The 25715-nt window shown below is 44.1% G+C and carries 25 protein-coding genes; 18 read left to right on the forward strand and 7 right to left on the reverse strand.

The annotated features are described in order from the left end of the window. Positions 1–3: 3 nt before the first annotated feature. Positions 4–657: a diguanylate cyclase domain-containing protein gene (locus FLB61_RS06500; RefSeq protein WP_158095406.1), complete on the reverse strand. Its 654-nt coding sequence runs from the start codon at positions 655–657 to the stop codon at positions 4–6. A gap of 162 nt (positions 658–819) precedes the next feature. Then, on the reverse strand, positions 820–1692 hold the full coding sequence (locus FLB61_RS06505; RefSeq protein WP_221919710.1) for a hypothetical protein: 873 nt from the start codon (positions 1690–1692) through the stop codon (positions 820–822). Positions 1693–2303: 611 nt separating this feature from the next. Here FLB61_RS06505 and FLB61_RS06510 point away from each other — a divergent pair. From FLB61_RS06510 to FLB61_RS06545, 8 genes are all read left to right on the forward strand, one after another. Further along, positions 2304–2768, forward strand: coding sequence for an NADH-quinone oxidoreductase subunit NuoE family protein (locus FLB61_RS06510; protein ID WP_087202174.1), 465 nt, complete (start codon positions 2304–2306; stop codon positions 2766–2768). A 41-nt stretch (positions 2769–2809) separates the two neighbouring features. Then, complete coding sequence (locus FLB61_RS06515) at positions 2810–4270, forward strand: D-alanyl-D-alanine carboxypeptidase family protein (protein WP_221919711.1); 1461 nt, start codon at positions 2810–2812, stop codon at positions 4268–4270. 388 nt (positions 4271–4658) lie between these two features. Next, entirely contained in the window at positions 4659–7814 is a 3156-nt protein-coding gene (gene ileS, locus FLB61_RS06520) for an isoleucine--tRNA ligase (protein WP_221919712.1), read from the forward strand. Between the two features lie 38 nt (positions 7815–7852). Continuing rightward, positions 7853–10315 carry a glycogen/starch/alpha-glucan phosphorylase gene (locus tag FLB61_RS06525; protein ID WP_087202180.1) on the forward strand — a complete coding sequence of 821 codons (2463 nt, stop codon included), beginning with the start codon at positions 7853–7855 and terminating at the stop codon, positions 10313–10315. Between the two features lie 70 nt (positions 10316–10385). Beyond that, positions 10386–11282: a SpoIID/LytB domain-containing protein gene (locus FLB61_RS06530; protein WP_158095408.1), complete on the forward strand. Its 897-nt coding sequence runs from the start codon at positions 10386–10388 to the stop codon at positions 11280–11282. A gap of 42 nt (positions 11283–11324) precedes the next feature. Continuing rightward, positions 11325–12152, forward strand: coding sequence for a M23 family metallopeptidase (locus tag FLB61_RS06535; RefSeq protein WP_087202185.1), 828 nt, complete (start codon positions 11325–11327; stop codon positions 12150–12152). Between the two features lie 234 nt (positions 12153–12386). After that, complete coding sequence (locus FLB61_RS06540) at positions 12387–13730, forward strand: MATE family efflux transporter (protein ID WP_221919713.1); 1344 nt, start codon at positions 12387–12389, stop codon at positions 13728–13730. Between the two features lie 6 nt (positions 13731–13736). Beyond that, on the forward strand, positions 13737–13997 hold the full coding sequence (locus tag FLB61_RS06545; protein WP_087202189.1) for a GIY-YIG nuclease family protein: 261 nt from the start codon (positions 13737–13739) through the stop codon (positions 13995–13997). A 33-nt stretch (positions 13998–14030) separates the two neighbouring features. On the opposite strand, the gene trhA is transcribed toward FLB61_RS06545, so the two are convergent. Next, positions 14031–14681 carry a PAQR family membrane homeostasis protein TrhA gene (gene trhA, locus FLB61_RS06550; protein ID WP_087202191.1) on the reverse strand — a complete coding sequence of 217 codons (651 nt, stop codon included), beginning with the start codon at positions 14679–14681 and terminating at the stop codon, positions 14031–14033. A gap of 211 nt (positions 14682–14892) precedes the next feature. Between trhA and FLB61_RS06555 the strand changes: the two genes are divergently transcribed. Both FLB61_RS06555 and FLB61_RS06560 read left to right on the forward strand, forming a co-directional pair. Then, positions 14893–15501 (forward strand): ECF transporter S component, encoded by a 609-nt coding sequence (locus FLB61_RS06555; RefSeq protein WP_221919714.1) that lies wholly within the window; start codon positions 14893–14895, stop codon positions 15499–15501. A gap of 3 nt (positions 15502–15504) precedes the next feature. Next, positions 15505–16062 (forward strand): ECF transporter S component, encoded by a 558-nt coding sequence (locus tag FLB61_RS06560; RefSeq protein WP_221919715.1) that lies wholly within the window; start codon positions 15505–15507, stop codon positions 16060–16062. A gap of 46 nt (positions 16063–16108) precedes the next feature. Here the strand turns inward: FLB61_RS06560 and rbr are convergent, their stop codons facing one another. The 3 genes from rbr to FLB61_RS06575 all read right to left on the reverse strand — a co-directional run bounded on the left by rbr (position 16109) and on the right by FLB61_RS06575 (position 17771). Then, a complete protein-coding gene (gene rbr, locus FLB61_RS06565) occupies positions 16109–16645 on the reverse strand; it encodes a rubrerythrin (RefSeq protein ID WP_087202197.1) in 537 nt (178 codons plus the stop codon). 63 nt (positions 16646–16708) lie between these two features. Next, complete coding sequence (locus FLB61_RS06570; protein ID WP_087202199.1) at positions 16709–17251, reverse strand: NADH peroxidase; 543 nt, start codon at positions 17249–17251, stop codon at positions 16709–16711. A 112-nt stretch (positions 17252–17363) separates the two neighbouring features. Then, a complete protein-coding gene (locus FLB61_RS06575) occupies positions 17364–17771 on the reverse strand; it encodes a Fur family transcriptional regulator (protein WP_221919716.1) in 408 nt (135 codons plus the stop codon). A gap of 211 nt (positions 17772–17982) precedes the next feature. Here FLB61_RS06575 and FLB61_RS06580 point away from each other — a divergent pair, with 211 nt between their 5' ends. Both FLB61_RS06580 and FLB61_RS06585 read left to right on the forward strand, forming a co-directional pair. After that, the gene (locus tag FLB61_RS06580) at positions 17983–18909 is read left to right on the forward strand and encodes a C40 family peptidase (protein ID WP_087202203.1); all 927 of its coding nucleotides are present in this window, start codon (positions 17983–17985) and stop codon (positions 18907–18909) included. 411 nt (positions 18910–19320) lie between these two features. Further along, positions 19321–19533: a DUF1858 domain-containing protein gene (locus FLB61_RS06585; RefSeq protein WP_087202205.1), complete on the forward strand. Its 213-nt coding sequence runs from the start codon at positions 19321–19323 to the stop codon at positions 19531–19533. 101 nt (positions 19534–19634) lie between these two features. Here the strand turns inward: FLB61_RS06585 and FLB61_RS06590 are convergent, their stop codons facing one another. Beyond that, positions 19635–20363 carry an adaptor protein MecA gene (locus FLB61_RS06590; protein ID WP_087202207.1) on the reverse strand — a complete coding sequence of 243 codons (729 nt, stop codon included), beginning with the start codon at positions 20361–20363 and terminating at the stop codon, positions 19635–19637. A 524-nt stretch (positions 20364–20887) separates the two neighbouring features. Here FLB61_RS06590 and FLB61_RS06595 point away from each other — a divergent pair. The 6 genes from FLB61_RS06595 to FLB61_RS06620 all read left to right on the forward strand — a co-directional run bounded on the left by FLB61_RS06595 (position 20888) and on the right by FLB61_RS06620 (position 25694). Beyond that, complete coding sequence (locus FLB61_RS06595) at positions 20888–21139, forward strand: hypothetical protein (protein ID WP_246599142.1); 252 nt, start codon at positions 20888–20890, stop codon at positions 21137–21139. Between the two features lie 106 nt (positions 21140–21245). After that, positions 21246–23009, forward strand: a complete 1764-nt coding sequence (locus FLB61_RS06600; protein ID WP_221919717.1) for a glycosyl hydrolase family 18 protein — start codon at positions 21246–21248, stop codon at positions 23007–23009. A 103-nt stretch (positions 23010–23112) separates the two neighbouring features. Next, a complete protein-coding gene (locus FLB61_RS06605; RefSeq protein WP_221919718.1) occupies positions 23113–23355 on the forward strand; it encodes a hypothetical protein in 243 nt (80 codons plus the stop codon). A 31-nt stretch (positions 23356–23386) separates the two neighbouring features. Continuing rightward, a complete protein-coding gene (locus FLB61_RS06610) occupies positions 23387–23530 on the forward strand; it encodes a hypothetical protein (protein WP_204244057.1) in 144 nt (47 codons plus the stop codon). Beyond that, entirely contained in the window at positions 23527–25215 is a 1689-nt protein-coding gene (locus tag FLB61_RS06615; RefSeq protein WP_221919719.1) for a recombinase family protein, read from the forward strand. The genes FLB61_RS06610 and FLB61_RS06615 overlap by 4 nt, the downstream gene beginning before the upstream one ends. After that, positions 25206–25694: an N-acetylmuramoyl-L-alanine amidase gene (locus FLB61_RS06620; RefSeq protein ID WP_287447814.1), complete on the forward strand. Its 489-nt coding sequence runs from the start codon at positions 25206–25208 to the stop codon at positions 25692–25694. The genes FLB61_RS06615 and FLB61_RS06620 overlap by 10 nt, the downstream gene beginning before the upstream one ends. Positions 25695–25715 lie beyond the last annotated feature (21 nt).

Below are 25715 nucleotides of genomic sequence, written 5' to 3' on the forward strand. Positions count from 1 at the left end.
AGATTATCCCCGGATTCCGGATGCTTTTACAAGATCATAGATGGAAACAAAGCGGCACTCGGCATTGTAGGCAGCGCCGGTGCGGTACTGAATAGGAAGGAAGCCCGCCGTCCCATTGTGGATGCTGACTTCCTTTTCCAAATTTTGGAGGAGGGCAACACTTCGTTCATAGGAATTTCCATCTATGACAGCAAGAAATTTCCGGCCGCTTTTCCGCGCCAGAAAACATCCGTCAGGGGCAGCGTCTGAAAGAATGTCGGCAAACTCTCGAAAGAGGATGTCGCCTACATGTCGGCCGTAAGTGTGGTTTAGCGTATGGATATTCTCAAAAGAGATTGTGATGCAGGAGATGTCGTCTTTCAGAACAGTGCCGGAATATGTGGAAAGTCTATCCTGCAGGGATGATGGATCCGGAAGATTCGTAAGCCTGTCCAGACCAGCACAGTGTTCGGCCTCAGATAAAGAGGAAAGAAGACGGACAAGTGTGAATGCGTCACAGAGCAGAAAGCAGGCTGCCCCGATCAGCCATGCCCAAAAAAGAAAAAGGACAGGAATTGGTATAGAGAAAGTTGAGGTATGTACAGAAAGAGCAAACACGACGCAGAATGGAATTGTTATCGCACATTGTAAAATCTTATAAACAGGAAATTTTTTCATCTTCTTTTTTCCTCCTTCTTTGAAAACATGATTTGACGGTTTACGGATATTTATTAGGATTATAGGAAAAAAAGAAGAAAAATATGCGTTTATTAAAAAAGTTGCCCAGCATGTTGCTGGGCAGCTTTTGATCATTATGTTGCTATCTGTCCGGTAATGCTGCTATTTGGATCGGCGCTTTTTCTCAAAGAAAAGGACTCCTCCAATCACAACGATCAGGGCGATACCGATTGCGAAGATCCATATGATCGGCGAAGAGAGAAGTGTTTCTTTTTCCTGCAATTCTTGGCCGGACAGGTATGGAGCAACTTGAGAATCCTGAAGGACATTCATAACCTGCTCATAATTATAAAGCGTTGTATTTTCCAAACGTGCCTGCGGCATTTCTTCCAGCGCAGAGTAAGAGGATCCTAAGTCTTTCCAGTATTTTGCCTCTCCGTCAGCAAAACATAGAGCGATAGGATAATGAAGTCCTGGGATTCCGCCGATGAACACATGATCGTCTATCGGTGTTGTTTCTGTTTCCATCTGTTCTTTGTACGAATCTGTCGTATATGTCGCAACCTCAGTAATGCTCCATTTTCCTTCACTGGTATTGCTTTGTCCCACTTCCCCACCTGGCTGGATCTGAATATCCTGATTTGTCTCTCTTGCCACAGTCACAGAAAAGCTGGCGCCATCCAAAGATGCATCCACCGGGATGACCCATACGTAATTCTGGCTTTTTAAATAGGACATGATCTCATCCTGGGAAGTGAAAGACTGTTCTTCCAAATTGGTATCGACATAAATTTTAGAAGCGTTGTCATATTCGATCTCCGGATGAAAATCTTCTGGTATGTCCTGATCGATATAAATCATCTGTCCGATCCAGGTTACCATCTCTTCTTCCAGACTGCGGATCTGCGTATATTCCGGGCTGTCAGAAAGATTTTTCGTATCACTGGCGGAGGAATCTTCGGCGTGTGCGACACTTGCTGCAGACGTCAGGATAAATAGGCATGCAAGGAAAAAACTGAATTTTTTCTTCATCATGGACACCTCCTTTGTGACAATGCCTGTGCTTAGCGATCACTGGCATCAGGGTATACCGACGTGTTCTTCTACTTAAAATATAGCATGCAAAAAGAAAAAATACAAAAAAATCTTGACATCATTTTCTAGTATTGGAATGGAAAAGAGGACACAGGATGTTGATAACTATGTGGAAAGAGTGGATAACTCTGTGGACATGCGTAAAAATAGTAAGGTGAAACTTTGGATAAGATATGGAAAACATAAAACAGGTTTTCGACATAATAACGGGGAAAACGTGGAAGAAACCGAATGGAAACCAAAGGTGTGCAAAGATAGTTATCCACAGGCTGTAGAAAAATTGTCAAAAAGATGACAGAGTCAAGGAAAACTCTGAAAAACCAGATAAACAGGGGAGTTTGGGGATATTCGGCAAGAAAAATGTTTGGGGAGAAAAGGAGTTTCTGAAAAGTTATCCACAAATTATCCACAATATGTGCATAGATTTCCACGGGTTTTCCAAAGTGGAAGAAAAAGATGTGAAAAACGTGGAAAGGGCATGTTTTTTTCCACGCTCGTATGATACACTGTTAGGGATACGGGGAAAAGAGAAAAGGGAGGAAAATCAAAGAATGGAAGAGGAAAAACTGGAAGAGATCTTTGATTATTATAAAAAGCAGGATACAGTATCCAGCCAGGAGACGCTGGTGGCAATGCTCAGAGAAATACAGGAAGAAGAAGGATGCATTCCGGAAGATATTCAGATACGGATAGAGGAGGAGATCGGCGTCAAAAAATCTGTCTTGTCCTATATCATTAAGATGTATCCTAGTTTGAAAGCGGCTCCGTACCGGCACAGGATCGTGATCTGCAGTGGCGAACGCTGCAAAAATGCAGGGCAAAAAGAGATAATGGATTTTATTAAACAGGAAATTCAGATCGGAAAAGACGGTATCTCAAAAGATGGAAGGATCTGTATCTCTGTGCAGAATTGTCTGAAACACTGCCGGACATCTCCGAATATGATGATCGATGGAAAAGTTGTGGAGCACGTGACAGTGGACAAGATAAAGCAGATCATGAAAACACTTCGGTAAGAGCTGAAAACAATTACAAATGCAGAGAAGGAAGAATGAACATGATAAGGAAAAAGTGGAAAAAGGCTCTGGCTGTCCTTTTGGCAGCAGCGGCTGTACTGGGGTGCAGCCAGGGAACTGTAAAGGCGGAGGATCCGGAAGAAGAGGCAAAAAAGGCCTACGAACTTCCGGTACAGAGCGATGAGACGAAAGAGTGGCCGCAAGGCCCAAAAGTATATGGACAGTCGGCCATTTTGATAGATGCGGATACGGGTGCGATTCTCTATGAGAAGAATATGGACGATCGACATTATCCTGCCAGCATCACGAAGACCCTTACCGCGCTCCTGGCAGTGGAAAATGCAGATCTGAATGTGGATAAAGTGCTGTTTACAAAAGAGAGTGTGGATTTTCTGGAGCCTGGAGATGCGTATATAGCCATGCGGCCAGGAGAGGAGATCACGCTGAAGGATGCGATGTATGGGATGCTTCTCGCCTCGGCCAACGAAGTGTCTTATGCGATTGCAGAAAATGTCGGGAATAAGCTGCCTGGCGAGGGAACCGGATATGAGAAATTTATGGTTCGGATGAACGAAAGAGCAAAAGAGCTTGGGGCAAAGAATACCCATTTTGTCAATCCTCATGGACTGTTTGCGGAAGACCATTATACGACCGCATATGATATGGCGATGATTTCAAAAGAGCTGTTTCGTTATCCGGACGTGCTTCAGATCATGCAGACCGGGCAGTACGCCATCCCGCCGACCAATCTGGAAAAGGAACAGAGGATTTTTCAGCAGAAGCACCAGATGCTGGTAAAGATCAGCGATAAGTATTATGAATACTGTGTGGGCGGAAAAACAGGGTACACAGATGAGGCTGGAAATACCCTCGTTACGCTGGCGGACAACGGGAAAATGAGACTTGTCTGTGTGGAGATGGCGACGCGGGGAAATCATATTTACGATGATACAAAAAATATTCTGGAATATGGATTTCAGAACTTTTCGAAGCAGGAACTGCCTTCCTCTGTGACTGAGAAGATTGAAAAAGAGGGAAAGGTAAGCCTTTCCCAAAACAGTATGATGCAGGCGGCCCTTCCAAACGGGGCAAAGGCAGAAAATTTGGAATGGAAGGCGGAGAAAACGGACGACGGTACGCAGAATGTAAAAATCCAACTGACATACAACGGAAGAAAAGCAGGGGAGGTGTCCGGCGAAAAGCAGGAAGAGGACACAGGAAGCGGGAAAACAAAGAAGGAAACAAAGGGATGGACGTTCCGGCTTCCGGATCTTCCGAAGCTTCCGAAACTGGGCTTCCAAGTCGACTGGCGTATTGCGGCGGGGATCGGGGCAGGCGTCCTGGCACTGATCCTTCTCATCGTTTTTATCGTAAAAAGAAAGAGCAGGCGCAATTCCTTTATGCGGCACAGAAGAAAACGGATTGCCAAAGAGAGGAGAAAAGCCCGCCGGATAAACCGGAAAATCAAAAAGAATCGGTCAAGAACAAGGAAAAGGTGGTAAAATCACTTGACTGATCGGAAAAAAATAAAGTATAATAGCTAAGTATCATGTTAGAATAAATTGTAAAATACAGAAAAAGCTTTGACGAAGACAGTAAGGCAGAAGGAACGCAAAAGCGAGTCGGGGACGGTGAAAGCCCGGTGCAAGTAGATCTGTCTGAATATCACTTCCGAGCTGCAGCAGCTGAAAGGAATACTAAATAAGCGCTGCCGGGATTCTGCCGTTATAGAGAACGCATATGGAAGTATGCTGTAACAGGTGGTATAACGAAAGGTACTATGACTCTCGTCCTATTACGGACGGGAGTTTTTTGTCGTATAGGAAATTCCTATGGAATCCTATTCTTTTGTACGGTCAGAGTTTATAAAAAAGAGAAGGAGAGAAGAACATGTATCAGAAAGTTTCCACAGATCTGAAGTTTGTTGATCGTGAAAAAGCGATTGAAAAATTCTGGGAAGAAAATCACATTTTTGAAAAGAGTATGGAGAACCGGAAACAAGGCGAGACGTACACATTCTACGACGGACCTCCGACTGCAAATGGAAAACCGCATATCGGACACGTACTGACACGTGTCATCAAAGATATGATCCCTAGATACCAGACGATGAAAGGAAAAATGGTGCCGAGAAAGGCAGGATGGGATACCCATGGTCTTCCGGTAGAACTCGAGGTAGAGAAGCTTCTTGGTCTGGACGGAAAAGAACAGATCGAAGAGTACGGACTCGTCCCGTTCATCGACAAATGTAAAGAGAGTGTCTGGAAATATAAAGGAATGTGGGAAGATTTCTCCGCTACAGTTGGTTTCTGGGCAGATATGGAACATCCATATGTAACATATGACAATAATTTTATCGAATCCGAATGGTGGGCATTAAAACAGATCTGGGAGAAGAAGCTCCTGTACAAGGGCTTCAAGATCGTTCCTTACTGTCCGCGCTGCGGAACGCCGCTCTCTGCGCAGGAAGTTGCCCAGGGATACAAAGATGTGAAGGAACGCTCCGCTGTCGTGCGTTTTAAAGTGAAAGACGAAGATGCCTACATTCTGGCATGGACGACAACTCCGTGGACACTTCCGTCAAACGTTGCACTCTGTGTGCATCCGGATGAGACGTATGTGAAAGTAAAAACATGCGACGGATATACCTATTATCTTGCAGAGGCACTGGCTGAAAAGATCCTGGGAGAATTAAACAAAGAAAACCCGGAAGAGAAAGCGTACGAAATTCTGGAACGCTATACAGGAAAAGAACTGGAAGGAAAAGAGTATATCCCTCTTTATTCAGGCGCTCAGGAAACAGCGGATAAACAGAAAAAGAAAGCATTTTTTGTTGTGTGCGATACGTATGTAACACTGACAGACGGTACCGGAGTGGTACACATTGCTCCGGCATTCGGTGAAGACGACTCTAAGGTGGGACGCCGCTATGATCTCCCGTTCGTACAGTTTGTAAACGGGAAAGGGGAACTGACGGAAGAGACGCCGTTTGCAGGTGTATTCTGCAAGAAAGCAGACCCGATGGTTCTTGCCGATCTGGAAAAGAGAGGACTTCTCTTCTCTGCGCCGAAGTTTGAACACAGCTATCCGCACTGCTGGAGATGTGATACTCCACTCATCTATTATGCAAGAGAATCCTGGTTTATCAAGATGACGGAAGTCAAGGAAGATCTGATCCGGAACAACAATACCATCAACTGGATTCCGGAAAGTATCGGAAAGGGCCGGTTCGGAGACTGGCTTGAGAATGTACAGGACTGGGGCATCAGCCGTAACCGTTATTGGGGTACACCGCTCAATATCTGGGAATGCGAATGTGGATGTCAGCATTCTATAGGAAGTATCGAGGAGCTCAAATCCATGTCCGACAATTGTCCGGACGACATCGAGCTTCACCGTCCGTATATTGACGAAGTGACGATCAGATGTCCGAAATGCGGCAAAGAAATGCACCGCGTGCCGGAAGTGATCGACTGCTGGTTTGACAGCGGTTCCATGCCGTTTGCACAGCATCACTATCCGTTTGAGAACAAAGAGCTGTTTGAGCAGCAGTTCCCGGCAGACTTTATCTCCGAGGCTGTGGATCAGACAAGAGGATGGTTCTACTCCCTGCTTGCCATCTCTACGCTGATATTTAACAAAGCTCCGTATAAAAATGTCATCGTCCTTGGCCATGTGCAGGATGAGAATGGACAGAAGATGAGTAAATCCAAAGGAAATGCCGTCGATCCGTTTAAGGCGCTTGAGACATACGGGGCAGACGCGATCCGCTGGTACTTCTATATCAACAGTGCACCGTGGCTTCCGAACCGTTTCCACGGCAAGGCTGTACAGGAAGGCCAGAGAAAATTCATGGGAACACTGTGGAATACGTACGCATTTTTTGTACTGTACGCGAATATTGATGAATTTGACGCCACAAAATATAAACTGGAATATGATAAATTATCCGTTATGGATAAATGGCTCTTGTCAAAACTGAACACACTGATCATGACAGTGGATGAAAATCTGTCCAATTACCGCATTCCGGAGTCTGCAAGAGCACTTCAGGAGTTTGTGGATGATATGAGCAACTGGTACGTAAGACGCTGTCGTGAGAGATTCTGGGCAAAAGGAATGGAACAGGATAAGATAAATGCATATATGACGCTGTATACGGCACTTGTTACCGTTTCGAAAGTCGCAGCTCCGATGATCCCGTTCATGTCAGAAGAGATCTATCAGAACCTTGTGAGAAGCATCGATAAAGACGCAGAAGAAAGTATTCACCTTTGTGATTTCCCGACAGCGGATGAGAGCATGATCGATAAAGAACTGGAACGTTACATGAATGAAGTTCTGGATATCGTTGTCATGGGACGTGCATGCAGAAATGCAGCCAATATCAAGAACCGCCAGCCGATCGGCAAGATGTTTGTCAAAGGTGTGGAGGAGCTTCCGGACTTTTACAAGGATATCATCACAGAAGAATTAAATGTAAAAGAGATGGAACAGACAGAAGATGTCCGTGCATTTACAACGTATACTTTCAAACCGCAGCTTAAGACTGTGGGACCAAAATACGGAAAACTGCTTGGAGGAATCAAAAAGGAACTGGAAACACTGGATGGAAATGCAGCCATGGATATTCTCGAAGAAAAGGGAGCTCTTACCTTTGAGATCAACGGTTCAGAAGTTGTTCTCACAAAAGAAGATCTTCTGATCGATATGGTTCAGACAGAAGGTTATGTATCAGAGAGCGATTACGGCATTACGGTCGTGCTGGATACGAACCTCACTCCGGAATTACTGGAGGAAGGATTTGTCCGTGAAATCATCAGTAAGATCCAGACAATGAGGAAAGAAGCAGATTTCGAAGTGACAGATAAGATTCATGTAACTTACAGCGGAAGTGAAAAGGCAGAAACAGTATTTGCAGAAAATGCAGATGAAATCAGACAGGAAGTACTCGCAGTATCCGCCGAAAAGAAAGATCCGGAAGGATTTGTAAAGGAATGGAAGATCAATGGAGAAGCCGTGATGATCGGAGTGGCAAGAGACTAAATCGAATATCATTCTAGTTTAACAGGGGGAAGACCAAGATGTACAGCAAAAGATTTGAGAAGGAAACATTCAAAGAAGAAGTAAGAAATAATATTAAAAATTTATACCGGAAAACAATCGAAGAGGCAAGCGGACAGCAGATTTTTCAGGCTGTTTCCCTTGCGGTAAAGGATACCATCATCGATAACTGGCTGGCGACCCAGGAAGTGATGGAAAAAGAAGATCCAAAGACGGTGTATTATATGTCAATGGAATTTCTTATGGGAAGAGCACTTGGAAATAACCTTATCAACTTGACGGCGTACAATGAAGTAAAAGAAGCGCTGGACGAGATGGGGATCGACCTGAACGCCGTGGAAGACGAAGAACCGGATGCAGCACTTGGGAACGGAGGACTTGGAAGGCTTGCAGCATGCTTCCTGGATTCGCTTTCCACGCTGGGATATCCTGCATATGGATGCGGAATCCGCTACCGCTACGGAATGTTTAAACAGAAAATCGAGAACGGTTACCAGGTGGAAGTACCGGATAACTGGCTCAAAGACGGAAATCCGTTTGAAATCCGCAGAGATGAATATGCAAAAGAAGTGCGGTTCGGAGGAGATGTGCGGATCGAGTACGACCCGGTCACAAAAAGAAACAATTTCATCCAGGAAAACTACAGTTCAGTAAGAGCGATACCGTACGATATTCCGATCGTAGGATACGGCAATCATGTGGTAAATACCCTGCGGATCTGGGATGCGGAAGCGATTACCGACTTCCACCTGGATGCCTTCAACAGAGGCGATTATCGCCATGCGGTAGAGCAGGAAAACCTTGCAAAGATGATCGTCGATGTTCTCTATCCTTGTGACGACCATTATGCAGGAAAAGAGCTGCGCCTGAAACAGCAGTATTTCTTTATCTCGGCGAGTCTCCAGACACTGCTGGCAAGATATAAGAAAAAACACGACGATGTGAGAAAACTTTACGAAAAAGTGACAATCCAGATGAACGATACTCATCCGACTCTGGCTGTCGCTGAGCTGATGCACCTTCTGATTGACCAGGAAGGTCTCGAGTGGGATGAAGCGTGGGATGTGACGACGAAAACGGTTGCGTACACAAACCATACGATCATGGCAGAGGCACTGGAAAAATGGCCGATTGATCTGTTCTCCAGACTGCTTCCGCGTATTTATCAGATCATTCAGGAAATCGACCGCCGTTTCGTATTGGAAATCCGGGCAAAATATCCGGGAGACGAAGGAAAAGTAAAACGGATGGCAATCCTCAGAGACGGACAGGTAAAGATGGCGCATCTTGCCATTGTTGCCGGATATTCCGTAAACGGGGTAGCCAGACTGCACACGGAAATCCTGAAACATCAGGAACTCAGAGATTTCTATGAAATGATGCCTCAGAAATTCAACAACAAGACGAACGGTATCACACAGAGAAGATTTCTTCTCCACGGAAATCCGCTTCTGGCAGAGTGGATAACAAAGCATATTGGTTCCGGCTGGATCACAGATCTGTCTGAAATGAGCAAGCTCAAACCGCTGGCCGAGGACACAAAAGCTCTGGCGGAATTCCAGGATATCAAGTACAGAAACAAACTGCGTCTGGCCGAATATATCAAGAAGCACAATGGAATCGAGGTGGATCCGCGTTCCATCTTTGACGTACAGGTAAAACGTCTCCATGAATACAAACGTCAGCTTCTGAACATCCTGCATGTGATGTATCTTTACAATAAGATCAAAGAGCACCCGGAAATGTACTTCTATCCGAGAACATTTATTTTTGGAGCAAAGGCGGCAGCAGGATATGTGCGGGCGAAAGAAACGATTAAACTGATCAATTCCGTGGCAGATGTAATCAACAATGACAGAAGCATCAACGGAAAGATCAAAGTCGTCTTCATAGAAGATTATCGTGTATCCAATGCAGAGCTTATCTTTGCAGCTGCAGATGTCAGCGAACAGATTTCTACCGCTTCCAAAGAAGCATCTGGAACAGGAAATATGAAATTCATGCTGAACGGCGCGCCGACACTGGGCACGATGGACGGTGCAAATGTGGAGATCGTGGAAGAAGTGGGTATCGAAAATGCGTTCATTTTCGGACTTTCTTCAGACGAAGTCATCAATTTTGAAAACCATGGAGGCTACAATCCGACAGATATCTACTTCAATGACTGGGATGTCAAACGTGTGGTAGATCAGCTGGTTGACGGAACATACTCCAACGGAAATCATGAGATGTATCGTGATCTTTACGATTCTCTTGTAAATACACACGGCAGAGAACCGGCTGACAGGTATTTTATCCTGAAAGATTTCCGGGCATATGCAGAGGCACAGCAGAGAGTAGAGCAAGCATACCGCGATCAGGAAGGATGGGCAAAAAAAGCGCTCTTAAACGTGGCTTGCTGCGGTAAATTCACAGCGGACAGAACAATCCAGGAATATGTTGATGATATTTGGCATCTGGATCACATCGAAGTGGACGCCTAGCCTAATTTCAAATGATTTATAAATAATTCAGAAGCCCCTCTCATATACTTACCGTATGGGAGGGTCTTTTATGCTGCGCAAATGGAAAAAAGTCATATGCTATATATTTGTTTTGACGGCACTTCCGTATCTGATTACCATTTTTATAAATGGACCGATGCGATTATCCGCACCGACACAAAAACAACAGGAAGTTGCGGTCATGTCGGAAGGAGACAGCAAGGCAAAATTCCTGTCTTTGGATGAGTACGGAATGGGAATGCTGGCGAGAGAGATTCCGATGTCTATGGATATCGAGGCGGTAAAAGCTCAGGCAATACTTGTACGGACAGGTATCTATAAAAAAATGGCAGAAAAGACTGGCAATGATCAAGTCGTATTTTCCGGGCCTTATTTTTCTGTGCAGGAAATGGAAAAAGAATGGGGCGACCATATGGAAGAATATTATTCCAAACTAAAAAAAGCCTGGAATGAGACAAAAGAAAGAATTTTAACCTATGGTGGAAAACCAGCATACACGCCATTTTGCAGGCTCACAAACGGAAAAACCAGAAATGCAGCCGAGGCATTAAATACGGATCAGTATCCGTATCTCAAAAGCGTGGACTGTTCGAAAGATATCGAGGCCAAAGGGGCGTTTCAGACAAAAGAGATAAAAGGGGATACATACGAGATTGCAAAGACCGACAGCACAGGTTATGTGCTCCAGGTAAAAAACGGGGAACAGATACTCGACGGAGATGCTTTTCGGGATCAGTTCGGCCTCGTGTCATCCAGCTTTACTCTCAAAAAAGGAAAAGGAAAGACGGACGTGACGACAAAGGGCAATGGACACGGCCTTGGGATGAGCCAGAATACAGCAGACCAGATGGCAAAGGAAGGAAAAGACTATAAAGAAATACTGGCATATTTTTTTGAAGGAACTACACTGCAGGAAGTTGCAGAAATTTTGAGCGAGACAGAATAAGCTCTATCATTTCTGGCAAAGATAATGCCAGAGGTGATGAAGATGAATAACAAGAAGCGGGCTCCTAAAAAAAGGCGGGGAGCAAAAATCGGATTGGCAGTATGCATGGCAGCAGCAGTCGTTCTGACAGGAGTTTATACATTCAATCAATACAAAAGTAACGTCAGAAAAGAGATGGAAAAGATAGAGGAAGAAAGCCAGGCAAAGATCGATGAGTTTAAAAGTGCGGATGCAGGAAATCTGACGGAAGAGTACGCACCATACAATGAATGGGAAAATGAGTCTGACACCCAAGAAGACACTGCAAATAGTCCGGATACAGGTATGGATATGGGAACCCAAAATGCGGCAGATACAGACAGTATGAACGGAACGGAGACACAAAATACGGAGGACGGAACATCCGGAGAAACAGCAGACACCCAGGAGACGGCCGGAACAGGAAATCAGATCAACTTCAGCGAAAATGATACATTGATCTGGCCGGTAAGCGGGGCTGTACTCATGAACTACAGCATGGATAAGACTGTATATTTCTCCACACTGGACCAGTATAAATATAACCCGGCGCTGATCATTGGCGGGGCAGTCAATGATCAGGTTATCTCGGCAGGAAAAGGGCTCGTTAAATCCATCGATAGGACACCACAGCTTGGGACAACAGTTACTGTAGATATGGGAAACGGCTACGAAGCAATCTATGGACAGCTCCAGAATGTACAAGTAAAGACCGGCGATCAGGTACAAGCCAAAACAGTACTCGGCTACCTTGCAGAACCGACAAGATACTACAGCGTCGAAGGCTGCAATCTGTACTTTGAACTGCGCAAAGACGGACAGCCGATCGATCCGACACAGTTTTTAGAATAAGACTAGGGGACGGGTTCCGAAGCGTCGGTACACGTCCCCGGTTTTTAGTGCGATTTTTGTCAAGTACTATTTGACTTTTTTTTTATTCCGTGATAACATAAGCAGGTATTGAACAAGTGTTATGTCAGATCATATGGTTTTCCTGTTTCAGAATTAAACAGGCATATGGTCTTTTTATTTTGTGCGTTTGACTGTGTGGCAAGTGAAATGAGGAGGAAGGAGTAGAGTTGAGAGATGGATAAGGATTTTATGAAGACGGGGCGTGTGTTTCCGCTTTTGATGTCGATGTCAGTGCCCATGATGCTTTCTATGTTGATCCAGTCGCTTTATAATATTGTGGACAGCATCTATGTGTCCCGGCTAGGGACGGATGCGTTGACCGCGGTATCTCTTGCTTTCCCGCTTCAGAATATCGTGACTTCCGTCGCTGTTGGAGTGGGAGTAGGGATCAGTTCAGCTATTGCGATCTATCTTGGAGCAGGAAAGAGGGAGGAGGCTAATAAGGCGGCTACGATCGGGATTGGACTTACAGTTCTGCACTGTATCCTGTTTGTAGTGCTGGGGCTTTTAGTAACACGGCCGTTTATCGGTCTGTTTACATCCAATAATGCGATTGTTGAGGAGGCGTGCGACTATACATATATTGTGCTGTGTGCCTCTTTTGGCTGTCTGCTTCAGATTGCCCTGGAGAAGATTTTCCAGGGGATCGGGGAGATGAAGATCACGATGATCTTGCTGGCGACCGGCGCTATCATAAACATCATTTTGGATCCGATCCTGATTTTTGGCTGGTTTGGTCTGCCTGCCATGGGAGTAAGGGGTGCAGCTGTGGCGACCGTAATTGGACAAATCGCGGCTTTTCTTTTGTATATTGTAGTGTATAAAAGAAAAAGATTTGCAGTTTCTATTCATCCGAAATACCTTTGTCTTGATAAAAGGATCATCCTTCAGATTTACAGTGTGGGTATTCCATCCAGTATCATGCTGACCCTTCCTTCAGTTCTGGTCAGTGTTCTGAACAGCATTCTTTCTGCATTCTCAGAGGTGTATGTGGCTGTTCTGGGAGTGTATTTTAAGCTTCAGACATTTATCTATATGCCGGCAAACGGGATCGTGCAGGGGATGCGTCCGCTCATCGGGTATAACTACGGAGCAGGGGAGAAAGACAGGGTAAAGTCATTTATCCGTTACAGTATGATTTCTGCAGCCGTCATCATGATGATAGGAACCTTGCTTTCTTTGTTCATTCCTGAGCAGATATTTGCTCTGTTTGACGCGGATGAGATGCTTTTAAAGGCTGGTGTTCAGGCGCTTCGGATCATCTGCCTTGGTTTTCTTGTATCGACGGCAGGGGTTATCTATGCAGGCATTTTTGAGGCTATGGGGGAAGGAAAGCAGTCTCTTGTGATATCCCTTCTGCGCCAGTTTGCAGTGACGATCCCAGTAGGATTTCTCCTGTCCAGAATCTGGGGAGCTGCCGGTGTGTGGGCTGCTTTCCCGATCGGAGAGCTTTGTGCGGCTATCGTGGCGCTGTTCCTTTTGAAAAAATATAAAGGCGGAGAATATTCTCCATTTTGAGGAAATATGAATTACACGTATATTGTAGAATGCCATGATGGAAGCTTTTACACCGGATGGACAAACAACCTGGATAAGCGGATAAAGGCTCACAACGATGGGAAGGGAGCCAAGTATACTAAAACAAGAAGGCCGGTAATCCTTCGGTACTATGAGACATTTGAGACAAAAGAAGAAGCCATGTGCAGAGAAAGTAAAATCAAAAAGATGACAAGAAAACAAAAAGAAGAGCTGATAGAAAAAGCAGAAAAAGAGCCGGGAATCTGAGAAGATTTCCGGCTCAAACTGTTTCTGAAATATTTAGAGAATGAAAGCATACATTACGATAAAGTGGCACATACTTCCACCCATGACGAAAAGATGAAAGATTTCGTGGGAACCAAAATTTTTGTGTTTTTTATTGAAAAGCGGCAGTTTCAGAGCATAAATCACACCGCCCACAGTGTAAATGATACCGCCTGCCAGAAGCCATCCAAATGCTGCCGGAGACAGGGAATTGAGTATCTTTGTGAAAGCCAGCACACAAGTCCATCCCATGCCGATGTACAGGACAGAAGACACCCATTTTGGACAGAATACCCAGAATGCTTTCAGGATGATGCCCACAATAGCGATTCCCCATACAAGAGAGAGAAGGATGATTCCGGTTGTACCCTTCAGAGTAATCAGACAGATCGGGGTATAACTTCCTGCGATGAGGACAAAGATCATCATATGGTCAATTTTTTTCAGAATCGTATTTGCCTTTTCAGACAGATCAAACGTATGATATGTCGTACTAGCCGCATATAGAAGAATCAGGCTGGCTGCATAGATGGCCAGAGAAATCAGGTAAATGGAATCCGGTTCATGTGCGGCTTTTATCAAAAGCGGAACTGCGGCAAAGATTGCCATGAGCATTCCGATAAAGTGTGTAATAGCGCTGCCAGGGTCTTTGATGTGTTTTGTCATAAGTTTACCTCCTAACACTGATAAAATGACATGTGGTTTTTAATACTACATACAACATATGTTAATATTATACCCAGGATGACAAAAAAGCAATACTATTTTCCGAAAAACTTAACTGGACTGGTCTAAAATACAATAACTGGATATTTTGAAGGATCCACTTTAGTGATAAGATAGGAAAGCAAAGAGAAAAGAAAGAAGGATCAAAGTTATGGAACGAAGAAACACAAATATTATGAAACTTGCAGAGACGGCTGTTTTTGCGGCTCTCTGTTATGTAACCTTCACATTTTTGCAGATCAAGATCCCGATGCCGGGAGGAGATGCGACATCTCTGCACATAGGAAATGCTTTTTGTGTGCTGGCAGCATTGATTCTGGGAGGAGGATACGGCGGAATTGCCGGAGCTATCGGTATGACAATCGCAGATATCATGGATCCTGTCTATATTGTAAGCGCGCCGAAGACATTTGTTCTGAAACTATGTATTGGTCTGATTACAGGGTTAGTGGCACACCGTATTGCCCATATTAATGAAAGTTCAGACAGAAAGTATGTTCTTAAGTGGAGCATTTTGGCATCCGTTGCAGGACTTGGCTTTAATGTCATAGCAGACCCTTTGGTTGGATATTTCTACAAGCAGATCATTTTGGGACAGCCGCAGCAGATGGCAGAAGTCTTGGCAAAATGGAGTACAGCTACCACTTTTGTAAATGCGGTTATCTCGGTTGTTCTTGTTGGTTTTCTCTACAATGCAGTAAGGCCGATCCTTTTAAAGAGCGGAATCGTGACGGTGGATCAAAAGAGAAGGGCAGTATAGGATATGCGAGACAGAAAAGTCAAAAACGTTGTAAGTATGGCATTTTTTGCGGCAGTTACCTTTCTAGGGATACAGGTTTTTCGGATTCCGGTACCAGCGGCTGTCGGCACGCCGTTCATTCATTTCGGACATGTGTTTGTTGTATTAGGCATGCTTCTTCAGGGCGGAAAGCGCGGTGTAGCATCAGGTACGGCAGGACTTGTAATATTTGATCTGCTGAATGGTTTTGTTCAGTCCATCCCTCAGGTTTTCTGTGAAACCATCATCAAATGCCTTCTTGTAGGGGCGTTGTTCTCAATTCTGAAGGAAAGGGCAAAGAATGACCGCAAGAAAGAATGGAAAGCAGCAGTGCTTTGTGCGGTTGTCTACGCGGTGCTGAATATTGTGATTGAATGGATAATGCAGACCATTTTGCTTTTGGTAAGCGGAAGCGGCTTTGCAGCTGCGGCTGCCGCTTCCACAGCTTCTATCCCGGCAACGGTGGTAAATGCAGTGTTCATGGCTATGATTGTAAGCATTCTTTATATGCCTGCAGCAAGAGCGTACAGAAAATTCATATAAAAACGGAAGGTAAAGGGTACCTTCCGTTTTTTGGTGTATAGGAGTTTTAGTAATTTTCTGCTTTTCTTTCGAAGTAAGCCTTCGGATGTGCGCACACAGGGCATACTTCCGGAGCTTCTTCTCCTTCGTAGATGTATCCGCAGTTGTTGCATTTCCATCCAAGAGGAGCATCGCCTTTGAACGTATTTCCTGCTTCAAATGTAGCAAGCAGTTTATTGTAGCGTTTTTCATGGGCAGCTTCTACTTCGCCTACGAGCTCAAACTTTGCAGCAAGTTCATCAAAGCCTTCTGCACGAGCTTCTTCAGCCATTGTTTTGTACATATCTGTCCATTCGTAATTTTCGCCTGCAGCAGCATCTTTTAAGTTTTCAGCAACATCGCCAATTCCGTGGAATTCTTTGAACCACATTTTAGCATGTTCTTTTTCCTGATTGGCAGTCTCTTCAAAGATATTTGCAATCTGCACATATCCGGCTTTTCTTGCCTGGGAAGCGTAGAAAGTATATTTATTTCTCGCCTGGGATTCCCCTGAGAATGCTGTCATCAAGTTCTGTTCTGTTTTTGTTCCTGCATATTTAGACATACGATTTTCCTCCTTGTAGTGTAAATGCCGACAACCAATTCAATCCTGTTAATGATTCAAGTATTAAGCGAAGTATCTCTTAAGAAGTCCTTCGAATGCTTTTCCGTGACGAGCTTCATCTCTTGCCATTTCGTGAACTGTGTCATGGATTGCATCCAGGTTAGCAGCTTTCGCACGTTTTGCAAGGTCGAATTTACCAGCTGTTGCACCGTTCTCAGCTTCTACTCTCATTTCGAGGTTTTTCTTTGTGCTGTCTGTTACAACTTCGCCTAATAATTCAGCGAATTTTGCAGCGTGTTCTGCTTCTTCCCATGCAGCTTTTTCCCAGTATAATCCGATTTCCGGATATCCTTCTCTGTGAGCAACTCTTGCCATAGCAAGGTACATACCTACTTCAGAACATTCTCCTTCGAAGTTTGCTCTTAAATCTGCGATGATATCTTCGCTGACACCCTGAGCAACACCTACAACATGTTCAGCAGCCCATGTTCTTTCACCAGCCATTTCCTGGAATTTATCTGCCGGAACATGGCACTGAGGACATTCTGCCGGAGGATTTTCTCCTTCATAAACATAACCACAAACTGTACATACCCATTTTTTCATAGTAATTGTCTCCTTTTCTTTTTTATTTTCCCTAGTTAATAATATTAGTAATTGTTACTGATATCAATATAGCATCTTTTTCCGTAACTGTCAATCCATATTTAAAAAATTTTTAAACAGCTGTTGCTTTTGTATCGTGATGTAAGCAGGAAACACATTTTCCATAAAATGTGACTGTGTGTGAGTCAATCTCTCCTTCGAAATTTTGCCCAGCCACTTCATTAATCTGAGAGAGGGGCGCCATATCCAGATCCATCATGCATCCGCATTCGTTGCAAAAGAAATGATAGTGAGGGGTGGTGCGCCCATCGAAACGATCCGCTCCATCCGGGGTTGTGATCTTGATGATTTCCCCCATATCTGCCAGCAGATTTAAGTTTCGGTAGACGGTTCCGAGACTGATATTCGGAAATGTCTCTTTTACATGGAGATAGACCATGTCCGCGGTAGGATGGGAAGAAGTATGCATAAGAAAATTTTTGATGGATTCCCTTTGGCGGCTGTATTTCAAAGCTGTCATAAAAGTCCTCCTTTCAATAATAATAATAATTACTATATTTAGAATATAGCTTATAAAGAAAAAAATGTCAAGACGTTGCGAAAAAAAGAGTTCATTTAGGGGTTGACAAAGAATTGAAATATGTTAGAATACAAAACGTAATATTTGTAACAAATATGTAACAAATACAGAAGAGAATACATAACACAAAAATTAAGGAGGAAAAACGTTTATGCATTCTTTTATGAAAAAAGGACTGTTTATTGTGGCGGCGGCAGGAATGATAGGATCTTTTCAGATGGAAACATCTGCGGCTGATACAGCAAATGCAGGAACCTTGTCCATCAGTATGGAGGCTGTATTAAAAGAGACAAAAGATGAGTATATTAATAAAGAAGATACGCAGACGGTTATAATGCAGGAAGATACAGAAGAAAGTGTTGTGGTGCCGGAGCAGAAGGGGAAGTATTTGAATATGGCATTTGCCAATATATCTTCAGGTTATATTGAAGTTAAAAGCTCACCTTCACAGGACAGTGACTGGGTGGGGAAATTATACTCCGGTTCCGCAATGACTGTTCTTGGTCCTGTGGGAGAGTGGACGGCGATACAATCAGGCAATGTGAAAGGCTTCGTGGAGACAAGTTCTATTATGGTAGGAGAAGAAGCGCAGCAGGAAGCCAGAGAGCGGGAAGCGCAGGCATTTGCAGAGAATAAAGAAGTCACTTTTTCTTATGGGGAGACAAAGGAAGAAGAACAGGCGCGTCTTCAAAGAGAAGCGGAAGAAAAGAGAAGAAAGGAAGAAGAGCAGAGAAGAAAGAGCGGACAGGCTGTCGTGGATTTTGCAAAACAATTCATCGGAAATCCATATGTATGGGGTGGTACGAGCCTGACAAATGGGGCAGATTGTTCTGGATTTGTCCAGTCAGTATACGCACACTTTGGTTTCTCACTTCCGAGAACATCCACTGCGCAGAGAGGCGTCGGAAGAGCTGTATCTTACGCAGAGGCGCAGCCGGGAGATATCATCTGTTATAACGGTCATGTGGGAATCTACGCAGGGAATGGACAGATTGTAAATGCGCAGGACCCGGCACATGGGATCGGACTTTCACCGGCTACGTACACAAGTATCGTGACAGTACGAAGAATGTTCTAAACAGACATTTTTGATGCAAAAGAAAAAAATAGCAAAATGCACAATTTTGTAAAATAATGTAGAAAAAAGAAAAATGGGATAAAAATGGTTTTCCACACGAAAAAGCGAGAAAGATATGAAAACTACAGTGTTTTTCAAAAGTTATCCCCATTATCCACATAAAATCTTGTGGATTGTGGGGATAACTTTTTGTATTTAAAAGAACGCACGTTTTGTTAACATATAATAAAAATCAAGATTTGTCGAAAAAACGGGAAAAAAGCATTGACTTTTTCGTAATCAAAATACAGAAAAAAACTTATAAAAAATTTAGAAAATTCTGATAATTATAAACTGTTTTAGGGTTGCGATTTAGAAAAAATGGTATTATAATTATGAGTACGTAATTCATAGCAAAGGAGGACAAGTATCATGTATCAGGTGGAAAAAACTACAACGATCGGCGAAGTCGTAAATACACATCCGGAAGTAGCTCCGATCCTTATGGAAATCGGTATGCACTGCCTTGGATGCCCTGCATCTCAGATGGAATCTCTGGAAGAGGCGGCGATGGTGCATGGAATCGATGCAGATTTGTTAGTAGAAAAGATTAATGCATTTTTAAAAGCGAATGCAAATGCATAAGAGATAGAAAAGAAAGAATACCGCGGACATCAGGATATGCTCCTGTGCCAGCGGTATTTTTTTACGCTGTCTGTCGGCTGAGAAAAGATGTACAGCCGATCCTACAAAGATGAAAGTTGCTGGATGGCAGTTCCGGACAGGATCGTTTCACAGTGCTCCTCGAGAAATGCGAGGGACGCTGGCGTGCTTTTTTCCAGAGCGCCGTATTCCGTAAGCATGTTGCAGATTTTGTTGAAATCACTTTTGGTAAGTTCGGACTGAGCAATGGCAAGGATATAAAAATCCTCTGCCGGGTCTTTGTATAAAGTATTGATACCATTGTACATTGGTGCAAGAAGGCGGGATGCCTCGATGACCCGTTCAAAGGTACCGAATGAGAAGAGACGGACGGCCTGTCTTGCGGATGATGTTCCCGCAGGCTTTTGCTTGGCCGGCATGTCGGCAACTGCCTCTTTTACTTTGTTGAGGAGCTGAAGAAACTCGTCGGCTCCCTCCAGTTTATCCGGAACCGCTTTGCGAGGCTCTTCGGTCTCAGCAAGCGGAGAAGGTGCAAATTTGGAAAATCTGGTATCCAGTTCTTCCGGATCTTCGACTTTTGTAATGACAAGCACGATAGAATCCGAAGAAGAAGGGATCGCCTCAATCATAAGAGGGATATCGTCTGCCTCAAAACCGAATTCAAAGGCTGCCTGCTGCATCATGTCGTGGAAAAGTGATTTCGCTTTTTCCGTGCCGTAGGCAAGTTCGCTGATTTTCAGCTGGCGGTCTTCCAGGTCAGCACGGGTAAGTGTACAGCGTATTTGATTGTCATTGATTTTTTCAATTTTCATGTCATCACTTCCTCTTCGTAAATATTCTTATACTTACTCAATAGTAGTATAATCAAAAAAAGAAATTATGTAAATAAATTTTCAAAAAATACTTGCTTTTGGAAAAAACAGGTGTATAATGGCACACAAGAGGTAGCATTCCCCACGGTCATGTACACTGTAAAGGAGGGGATAGAAAAATACGAAAGAGGTATCAGATACCTTATTCTAACATTCATTTTTCCGGTATGGTGTTCCATTCGGAAAATCTTCGGATTGCCGTACACCAGGCAATATCTCATCGATCGATAGAATCAAAAGACACAATTCACATTCATTCTTGATTCAAAAATTCATCAACAAAGCTTACAAAAGAGAAAACTGGGATAAGATTTTGAAAAAACAGGGATATAGTGTTACCTTTTTCAGCAAATGGATATCCTTATAATATATCACGAACAGAAGCAAGTATGTACCTTCCTCTTCCGGATATCCTGCGCCGTGGCCGTACGTTTGCAAAGTCCCCCCAGGACATGGGAAAAAATATGAAAGAACAGATAAGACAGGAGATTATGGAAAGCGCGCAATGTCGGGATCTGTATACAGAACTGACAGAGTATGAGCGCAGAGGAATCCGTATCAAAATGAACGGAGATCCGGCAAGCCCGCTCCAGATTGCATCGGCATATGCGGTGCGGGAAGAACCATCGTACATGAGAGATTATATTGCGGATGACGAAGGGATGGTAAAGGAAGTTTGTTTCGTAGAACTCGAGGACGATGATGTCAGACGATAATCCCCCTCAATGGCGATCAAAGAAAAGAGAGGAGATCCCGAACGCTAAAAAGTTAATGACGTGCAGAAAAATTATTGATATAATGGGCGTATACAGGAGGTATGACATGGACGAAAGACGAGACAGAAGAAGACGTCCAAATCCGGAAGGAAGAAGGACGGACAGAGCAAGAAGACGGAAACTTCAAAGGCAGAGGAAGCGCAGAAGAAGGATCTTCATTTCTATTGTTGTGCTCCTTATTGCCGTGATCGCAGCAGCCATCGTTATATGGAAAAAATATGGCCCGTCGCATGCGGATGCAGATTTGAATAATTATTTTGGTATAAAAGAAAAAAATCAGGCGGCGCTTACGATCAACAATGAGATACCGGACGTTCAGGCAAAGAAAGAAGGAAGCCAGATCTATGTTGAGTATACTGCGGTACGGGATTATATCAATTCGAGATTTTACTGGGACTCCAACGAGAACAAACTGCTTTACACGCTGCCGGACCGCACGCTTTCCATCAGCGCGGGCGCGACAGAGTATGATACTGCAGACGGAACTCAGACGACCGATTACGAAATCGTGAAATCCGAAGGTGGGATTGCGTACATTGCCCTGGATTTTGTAAAGGAATTTACGGATATGGAAGTCAGTGTTCAGGAAAATCCGGATCGGGCTGTGATCGTGACAAATAAGAAAGAAAACCATGCTTCTGTTCAGAAAGATACGGAAGTGCGCGTGCTTGGCGGAGTGAAAAGTCCAGTCCTCACAAAGGTATCAAAGTCTGATGAAGTGGTGGTTATCGAGGAAGCCGGCGATTGGAAAAAGATAAGGACAAAAGATGGATTTATCGGATATGTCAAGGCAGGAAGTCTTGGAAAAGAAGAGGAAAAGACGAGGGAATCCACCTATCAGGAGCCGGAATACACGAATATCCAAAAAGATTATAAGATCAATATCGGATGGCACCAGGTAACGAGCCAGGCAGCCAACGACAATGTTTCTTCCGTGGTGGCCAACACGAAAGGGCTTACGACTTTATCCCCGACATGGTTTTCTATCGCGGATACGAATGGAACAATCACTTCCCTTGCAAGCAAATCGTATGTAGATTACGCCCATCAGCAGGGAATGGAAGTATGGGGACTGATCGACAACTTTAGCAACCAGGTAGATACCCTTGCTGTTCTCAGCAATACGCAGAGCAGGGCAAATATTATCAGCCAGCTCATCGCGGAGACCGATTCGGTAGGGATGGATGGAATCAACGTGGATTTTGAACAGATTACGACAGAGATGGGAGAACACTATATCCAGTTTATCAGGGAGCTTTCCGTAGCCTGCCGTGCCAAAGGGCTCGTACTGTCTGTGGACAACTATGTGCCGAAAGGATATACGTCTCACTATAACCGGAAAGAACAGGGAATTGTGGCCGATTACGTCATCATTATGGGATATGATGAACATTATTCCGGCTCAGAAGAGGCCGGTTCCGTCGCATCGATCGGTTTTGTACAGGAAGGAATTGAGGAGACCTTGAAGGAAGTTCCGAAAGAAAAGGTAATCAATGGTATTCCTTTCTTCACAAGACTTTGGAGCGAATCTGAAGCAGACGGTGTGCAGAGCACGGCTATGGGAATGGAAGAAGCGGCAAAAGCAGTTGCCGATGCCGGTGCGTCTGTAAGCTGGGATGCTGAAACAGAGCAGAACTACGCCAAATGGACTGCGGACGGTAAGACATACCAGATTTGGTTTGAGGATGGAAAGTCTATCGAGAGCAAACTGAAAGTAATGAAGGAATATGACCTTGCCGGAGCTGCAGCATGGAAACTTGGATTTGAAACATCGGATATCTGGGATATTATGGCGCAGTATCTGAACTAACTGAATAAGGACAATGGATGCCTCGGCCTTTGGCCGGGGCATTTTGCGGTTTGCGGCGTCATATACTTTTTTGAAGGCAAGTGTTTTGTAAAGGGCCGATTTTATGAAAGAAAAGATGAAATGGATTGTGCTGCTTTTCATGATGGCAATGGTTCTGTGGGGGATCCAGAAAGCGGAAAGTGTTGTGACGGAGGGCAAGTCAAGGATGCAAAAGGCGGATGTCGTTATTGATGCGGGACATGGCGGCTCTATAGTGCGCGGACGATACAGAAAAGGAAACAAAATGTATAAGAAAGTCATCGAAAAAAGAACAAGCATAAAACCAGAGGAGGCGGACATAAGCTGAAAACAAAGAAATCTCTTTTAAGGAGGGAAAATTGGAAGAGAGACAGGACGCTTCATATACGATCCAAAGAGAATTTCTAGGGGAATATTCCGAAGAAGAACTTCTGATCCGCATCATCAGAGAACATGTAAGACAGGAACAATGGAAAGAAGAGGAGAAAATCAGAAAGGAATGAAGACAAAAGAAAAAGATAAGGAAAAGCTGCCGACGGCCATCTATATACGCCTTTCCCAGGAGGATGGCGATAAAGAAGAGAGCGACAGTGTGGGAAATCAGCGGAAAATTCTTACAGAATATATTTCCAGGATGGATGACATGCTTCTTTGCGGGGAGTATATAGACGATGGATATACAGGGACAAACTTTCAGCGGCCTGGCTTTCAGGAGATGCTTTTCGATATGGAGAAAGGCAGGATACGGTGTGTGGTCGTGAAGGATCTGTCCAGATTTGGGCGGGATTACCTGGATGCAGGGCGGTATCTGGAGAGGATCTTTCCTGAGATGGGTATACGGTTCGTCTCGGTAGCTGATGGGATAGACAGTGCACGCCAGTCCTATGATATTCTCCTGCCCATAAAAAATCTCTTTAATGAACAATATGCGAGGGATATATCAAATAAAATCCAGGCAACTGTGAAGACGAAGCAAAGAGCAGGCGAATTTATTGGATCTTTTGCAAGCTATGGGTATCAAAAAGCGCCGTACAACAAAAATAAACTGATCATTGATCCCTATGCGGCATCGGTGGTCCAAAAGATCTTTTCCCTGTATACAGGAGGAATGGGAAAACAAAGTATCGCGAAGCAGCTGAATGCAGAGGGTATTCTTTGTCCATCGGAGTATAAAAAAGTAAACGGAGAGAATTATAAAAACGGGAATCGTCTTGCGGGTACATCTTACTGGACATACTCTACGGTCAACAGTGTGCTGAGAAATGAATTGTATATCGGAAATATGGTTCAGGGAAAGAAACATCAGCGGATGCGGGGAAAACAGCAAGTGATGGATCCTGAACAGTGGATCCGCGTTTCCGGGACACATGAGCCGATCATAGAAGAGGAGGTGTGGAAGAAAACACAGAGACTTCTTTCCAGGAGACAAAGGGAGATCAATCTGAAAGAAGGAAGAAATATCTTCGCAGGTATGATAAAATGCGGCGACTGCGGAAGAGCGATGACGAAAACATGCTGGACAAAAGCGGATAAAATGAGAGTATATTCCTTTTGCTGCGGAACATACAAACGAAACGGGAAAGCATACTGCAGTCCGCATATTCTGCGAATGAGCATACTGGAAAAAGTAATCTTAGACGATCTGCAGACGATCATCAGGAATGTATCAGACCTCAAAGAGCTGGTCAAAAGACAAAGGATTTTCCCTGTGAAGCCTAAGAAAATAGCGCCTGTGCAGGCAGAAAGGCTCCGCAAAGAAAAGGAGCATATTTCCTGTTTAAAAAAAGGACTGTATGAGGATTACAAAGAGGGACTGCTTACGAGGGATGAATTTCTTTCATACAAGGAAACATATCGAAAGAAAGAGGAAAATTGCCAAAAGCAGATAGAATGTCTGAAAGAGGCAAAGAGACAAGGAGCACAGACAGACAAACAGATCTTGGACACTCCATGGTTACGCCAATTTTTGGAAAGCAAAGAAAATATCTGTCTGGACAGGGATATCATCATAGAGATGGTAGATGAGATACTTGTGTATGAAGGAAATAGGATCAAGATCCGTTATCGATTTTCAGGGGGATCCCTTACTCGTGAATCATCATACGGCACAAGTAAGCTCCAGCACATGGAGGAAAAGACCCGGGAAAGATCGGGACAGGAGGGCAGCAGGAAAAAGATATCAACCTGAAGATTGCAAAAAAGCTGAAAAAAGAGTTGGAAGCCCGCGGACTGAAAGTGAAAATGACGAGAAAAGACGATGCAGGACTTTACGATGAGTCGGCGGAAAACAAAAAGGTACAGGATCTGAAACGAAGAGTAGAACTGATCAATGAGACACAGCCGGATATCGCGGTCAGCATCCATCAGAACAGTTACCCAAGTGCCGATGTGAAGGGGGCGCAGGTATTCTATTATGCAGATTCCCCAGAAGGAGAGAAGATGGCGGGAAAGCTGCAGAAAAGGCTGGCTGCTCTGGATGAGAAGAATGACCGTGCGATAAAGGCAAACGATACATATTTTCTTCTGAAACGGACGGAAGTACCGACGCTGATCGTAGAGTGCGGATTTCTGAGTAATCCGGAAGAGGAAAAACTTCTTACCGATGACGAATATCAGGAAGAAATGTCGAAAGCCATCGCAGAAGGGATCATGGATTGCCTGAAGTGAGACTTTCACAATAGAAGAGAT

It is taken from the genome of Sellimonas caecigallum (assembly GCF_019754295.1).
Taxonomy (GTDB): Bacteria; Bacillota; Clostridia; order Lachnospirales; family Lachnospiraceae; genus Sellimonas; species Sellimonas caecigallum.

Coding starts and splice junctions, on each gene's coding strand:
- FLB61_RS06500 (WP_158095406.1), bottom strand. CDS start 657: ATGAAAAAATTTCCTGTTTATAAGATTTTACAATGTGCGATAACAATT.
- FLB61_RS06505 (WP_221919710.1), bottom strand. CDS start 1,692: ATGATGAAGAAAAAATTCAGTTTTTTCCTTGCATGCCTATTTATCCTG.
- FLB61_RS06510 (WP_087202174.1), top strand. CDS start 2,304: ATGGAAGAGGAAAAACTGGAAGAGATCTTTGATTATTATAAAAAGCAG.
- FLB61_RS06515 (WP_221919711.1), top strand. CDS start 2,810: ATGATAAGGAAAAAGTGGAAAAAGGCTCTGGCTGTCCTTTTGGCAGCA.
- ileS (WP_221919712.1), top strand. CDS start 4,659: ATGTATCAGAAAGTTTCCACAGATCTGAAGTTTGTTGATCGTGAAAAA.
- FLB61_RS06525 (WP_087202180.1), top strand. CDS start 7,853: ATGTACAGCAAAAGATTTGAGAAGGAAACATTCAAAGAAGAAGTAAGA.
- FLB61_RS06530 (WP_158095408.1), top strand. CDS start 10,386: ATGCTGCGCAAATGGAAAAAAGTCATATGCTATATATTTGTTTTGACG.
- FLB61_RS06535 (WP_087202185.1), top strand. CDS start 11,325: ATGAATAACAAGAAGCGGGCTCCTAAAAAAAGGCGGGGAGCAAAAATC.
- FLB61_RS06540 (WP_221919713.1), top strand. CDS start 12,387: ATGGATAAGGATTTTATGAAGACGGGGCGTGTGTTTCCGCTTTTGATG.
- FLB61_RS06545 (WP_087202189.1), top strand. CDS start 13,737: ATGAATTACACGTATATTGTAGAATGCCATGATGGAAGCTTTTACACC.
- trhA (WP_087202191.1), bottom strand. CDS start 14,681: ATGACAAAACACATCAAAGACCCTGGCAGCGCTATTACACACTTTATC.
- FLB61_RS06555 (WP_221919714.1), top strand. CDS start 14,893: ATGGAACGAAGAAACACAAATATTATGAAACTTGCAGAGACGGCTGTT.
- FLB61_RS06560 (WP_221919715.1), top strand. CDS start 15,505: ATGCGAGACAGAAAAGTCAAAAACGTTGTAAGTATGGCATTTTTTGCG.
- rbr (WP_087202197.1), bottom strand. CDS start 16,645: ATGTCTAAATATGCAGGAACAAAAACAGAACAGAACTTGATGACAGCA.
- FLB61_RS06570 (WP_087202199.1), bottom strand. CDS start 17,251: ATGAAAAAATGGGTATGTACAGTTTGTGGTTATGTTTATGAAGGAGAA.
- FLB61_RS06575 (WP_221919716.1), bottom strand. CDS start 17,771: ATGACAGCTTTGAAATACAGCCGCCAAAGGGAATCCATCAAAAATTTT.
- FLB61_RS06580 (WP_087202203.1), top strand. CDS start 17,983: ATGCATTCTTTTATGAAAAAAGGACTGTTTATTGTGGCGGCGGCAGGA.
- FLB61_RS06585 (WP_087202205.1), top strand. CDS start 19,321: ATGTATCAGGTGGAAAAAACTACAACGATCGGCGAAGTCGTAAATACA.
- FLB61_RS06590 (WP_087202207.1), bottom strand. CDS start 20,363: ATGAAAATTGAAAAAATCAATGACAATCAAATACGCTGTACACTTACC.
- FLB61_RS06595 (WP_246599142.1), top strand. CDS start 20,888: ATGAAAGAACAGATAAGACAGGAGATTATGGAAAGCGCGCAATGTCGG.
- FLB61_RS06600 (WP_221919717.1), top strand. CDS start 21,246: ATGGACGAAAGACGAGACAGAAGAAGACGTCCAAATCCGGAAGGAAGA.
- FLB61_RS06605 (WP_221919718.1), top strand. CDS start 23,113: ATGAAAGAAAAGATGAAATGGATTGTGCTGCTTTTCATGATGGCAATG.
- FLB61_RS06615 (WP_221919719.1), top strand. CDS start 23,527: ATGAAGACAAAAGAAAAAGATAAGGAAAAGCTGCCGACGGCCATCTAT.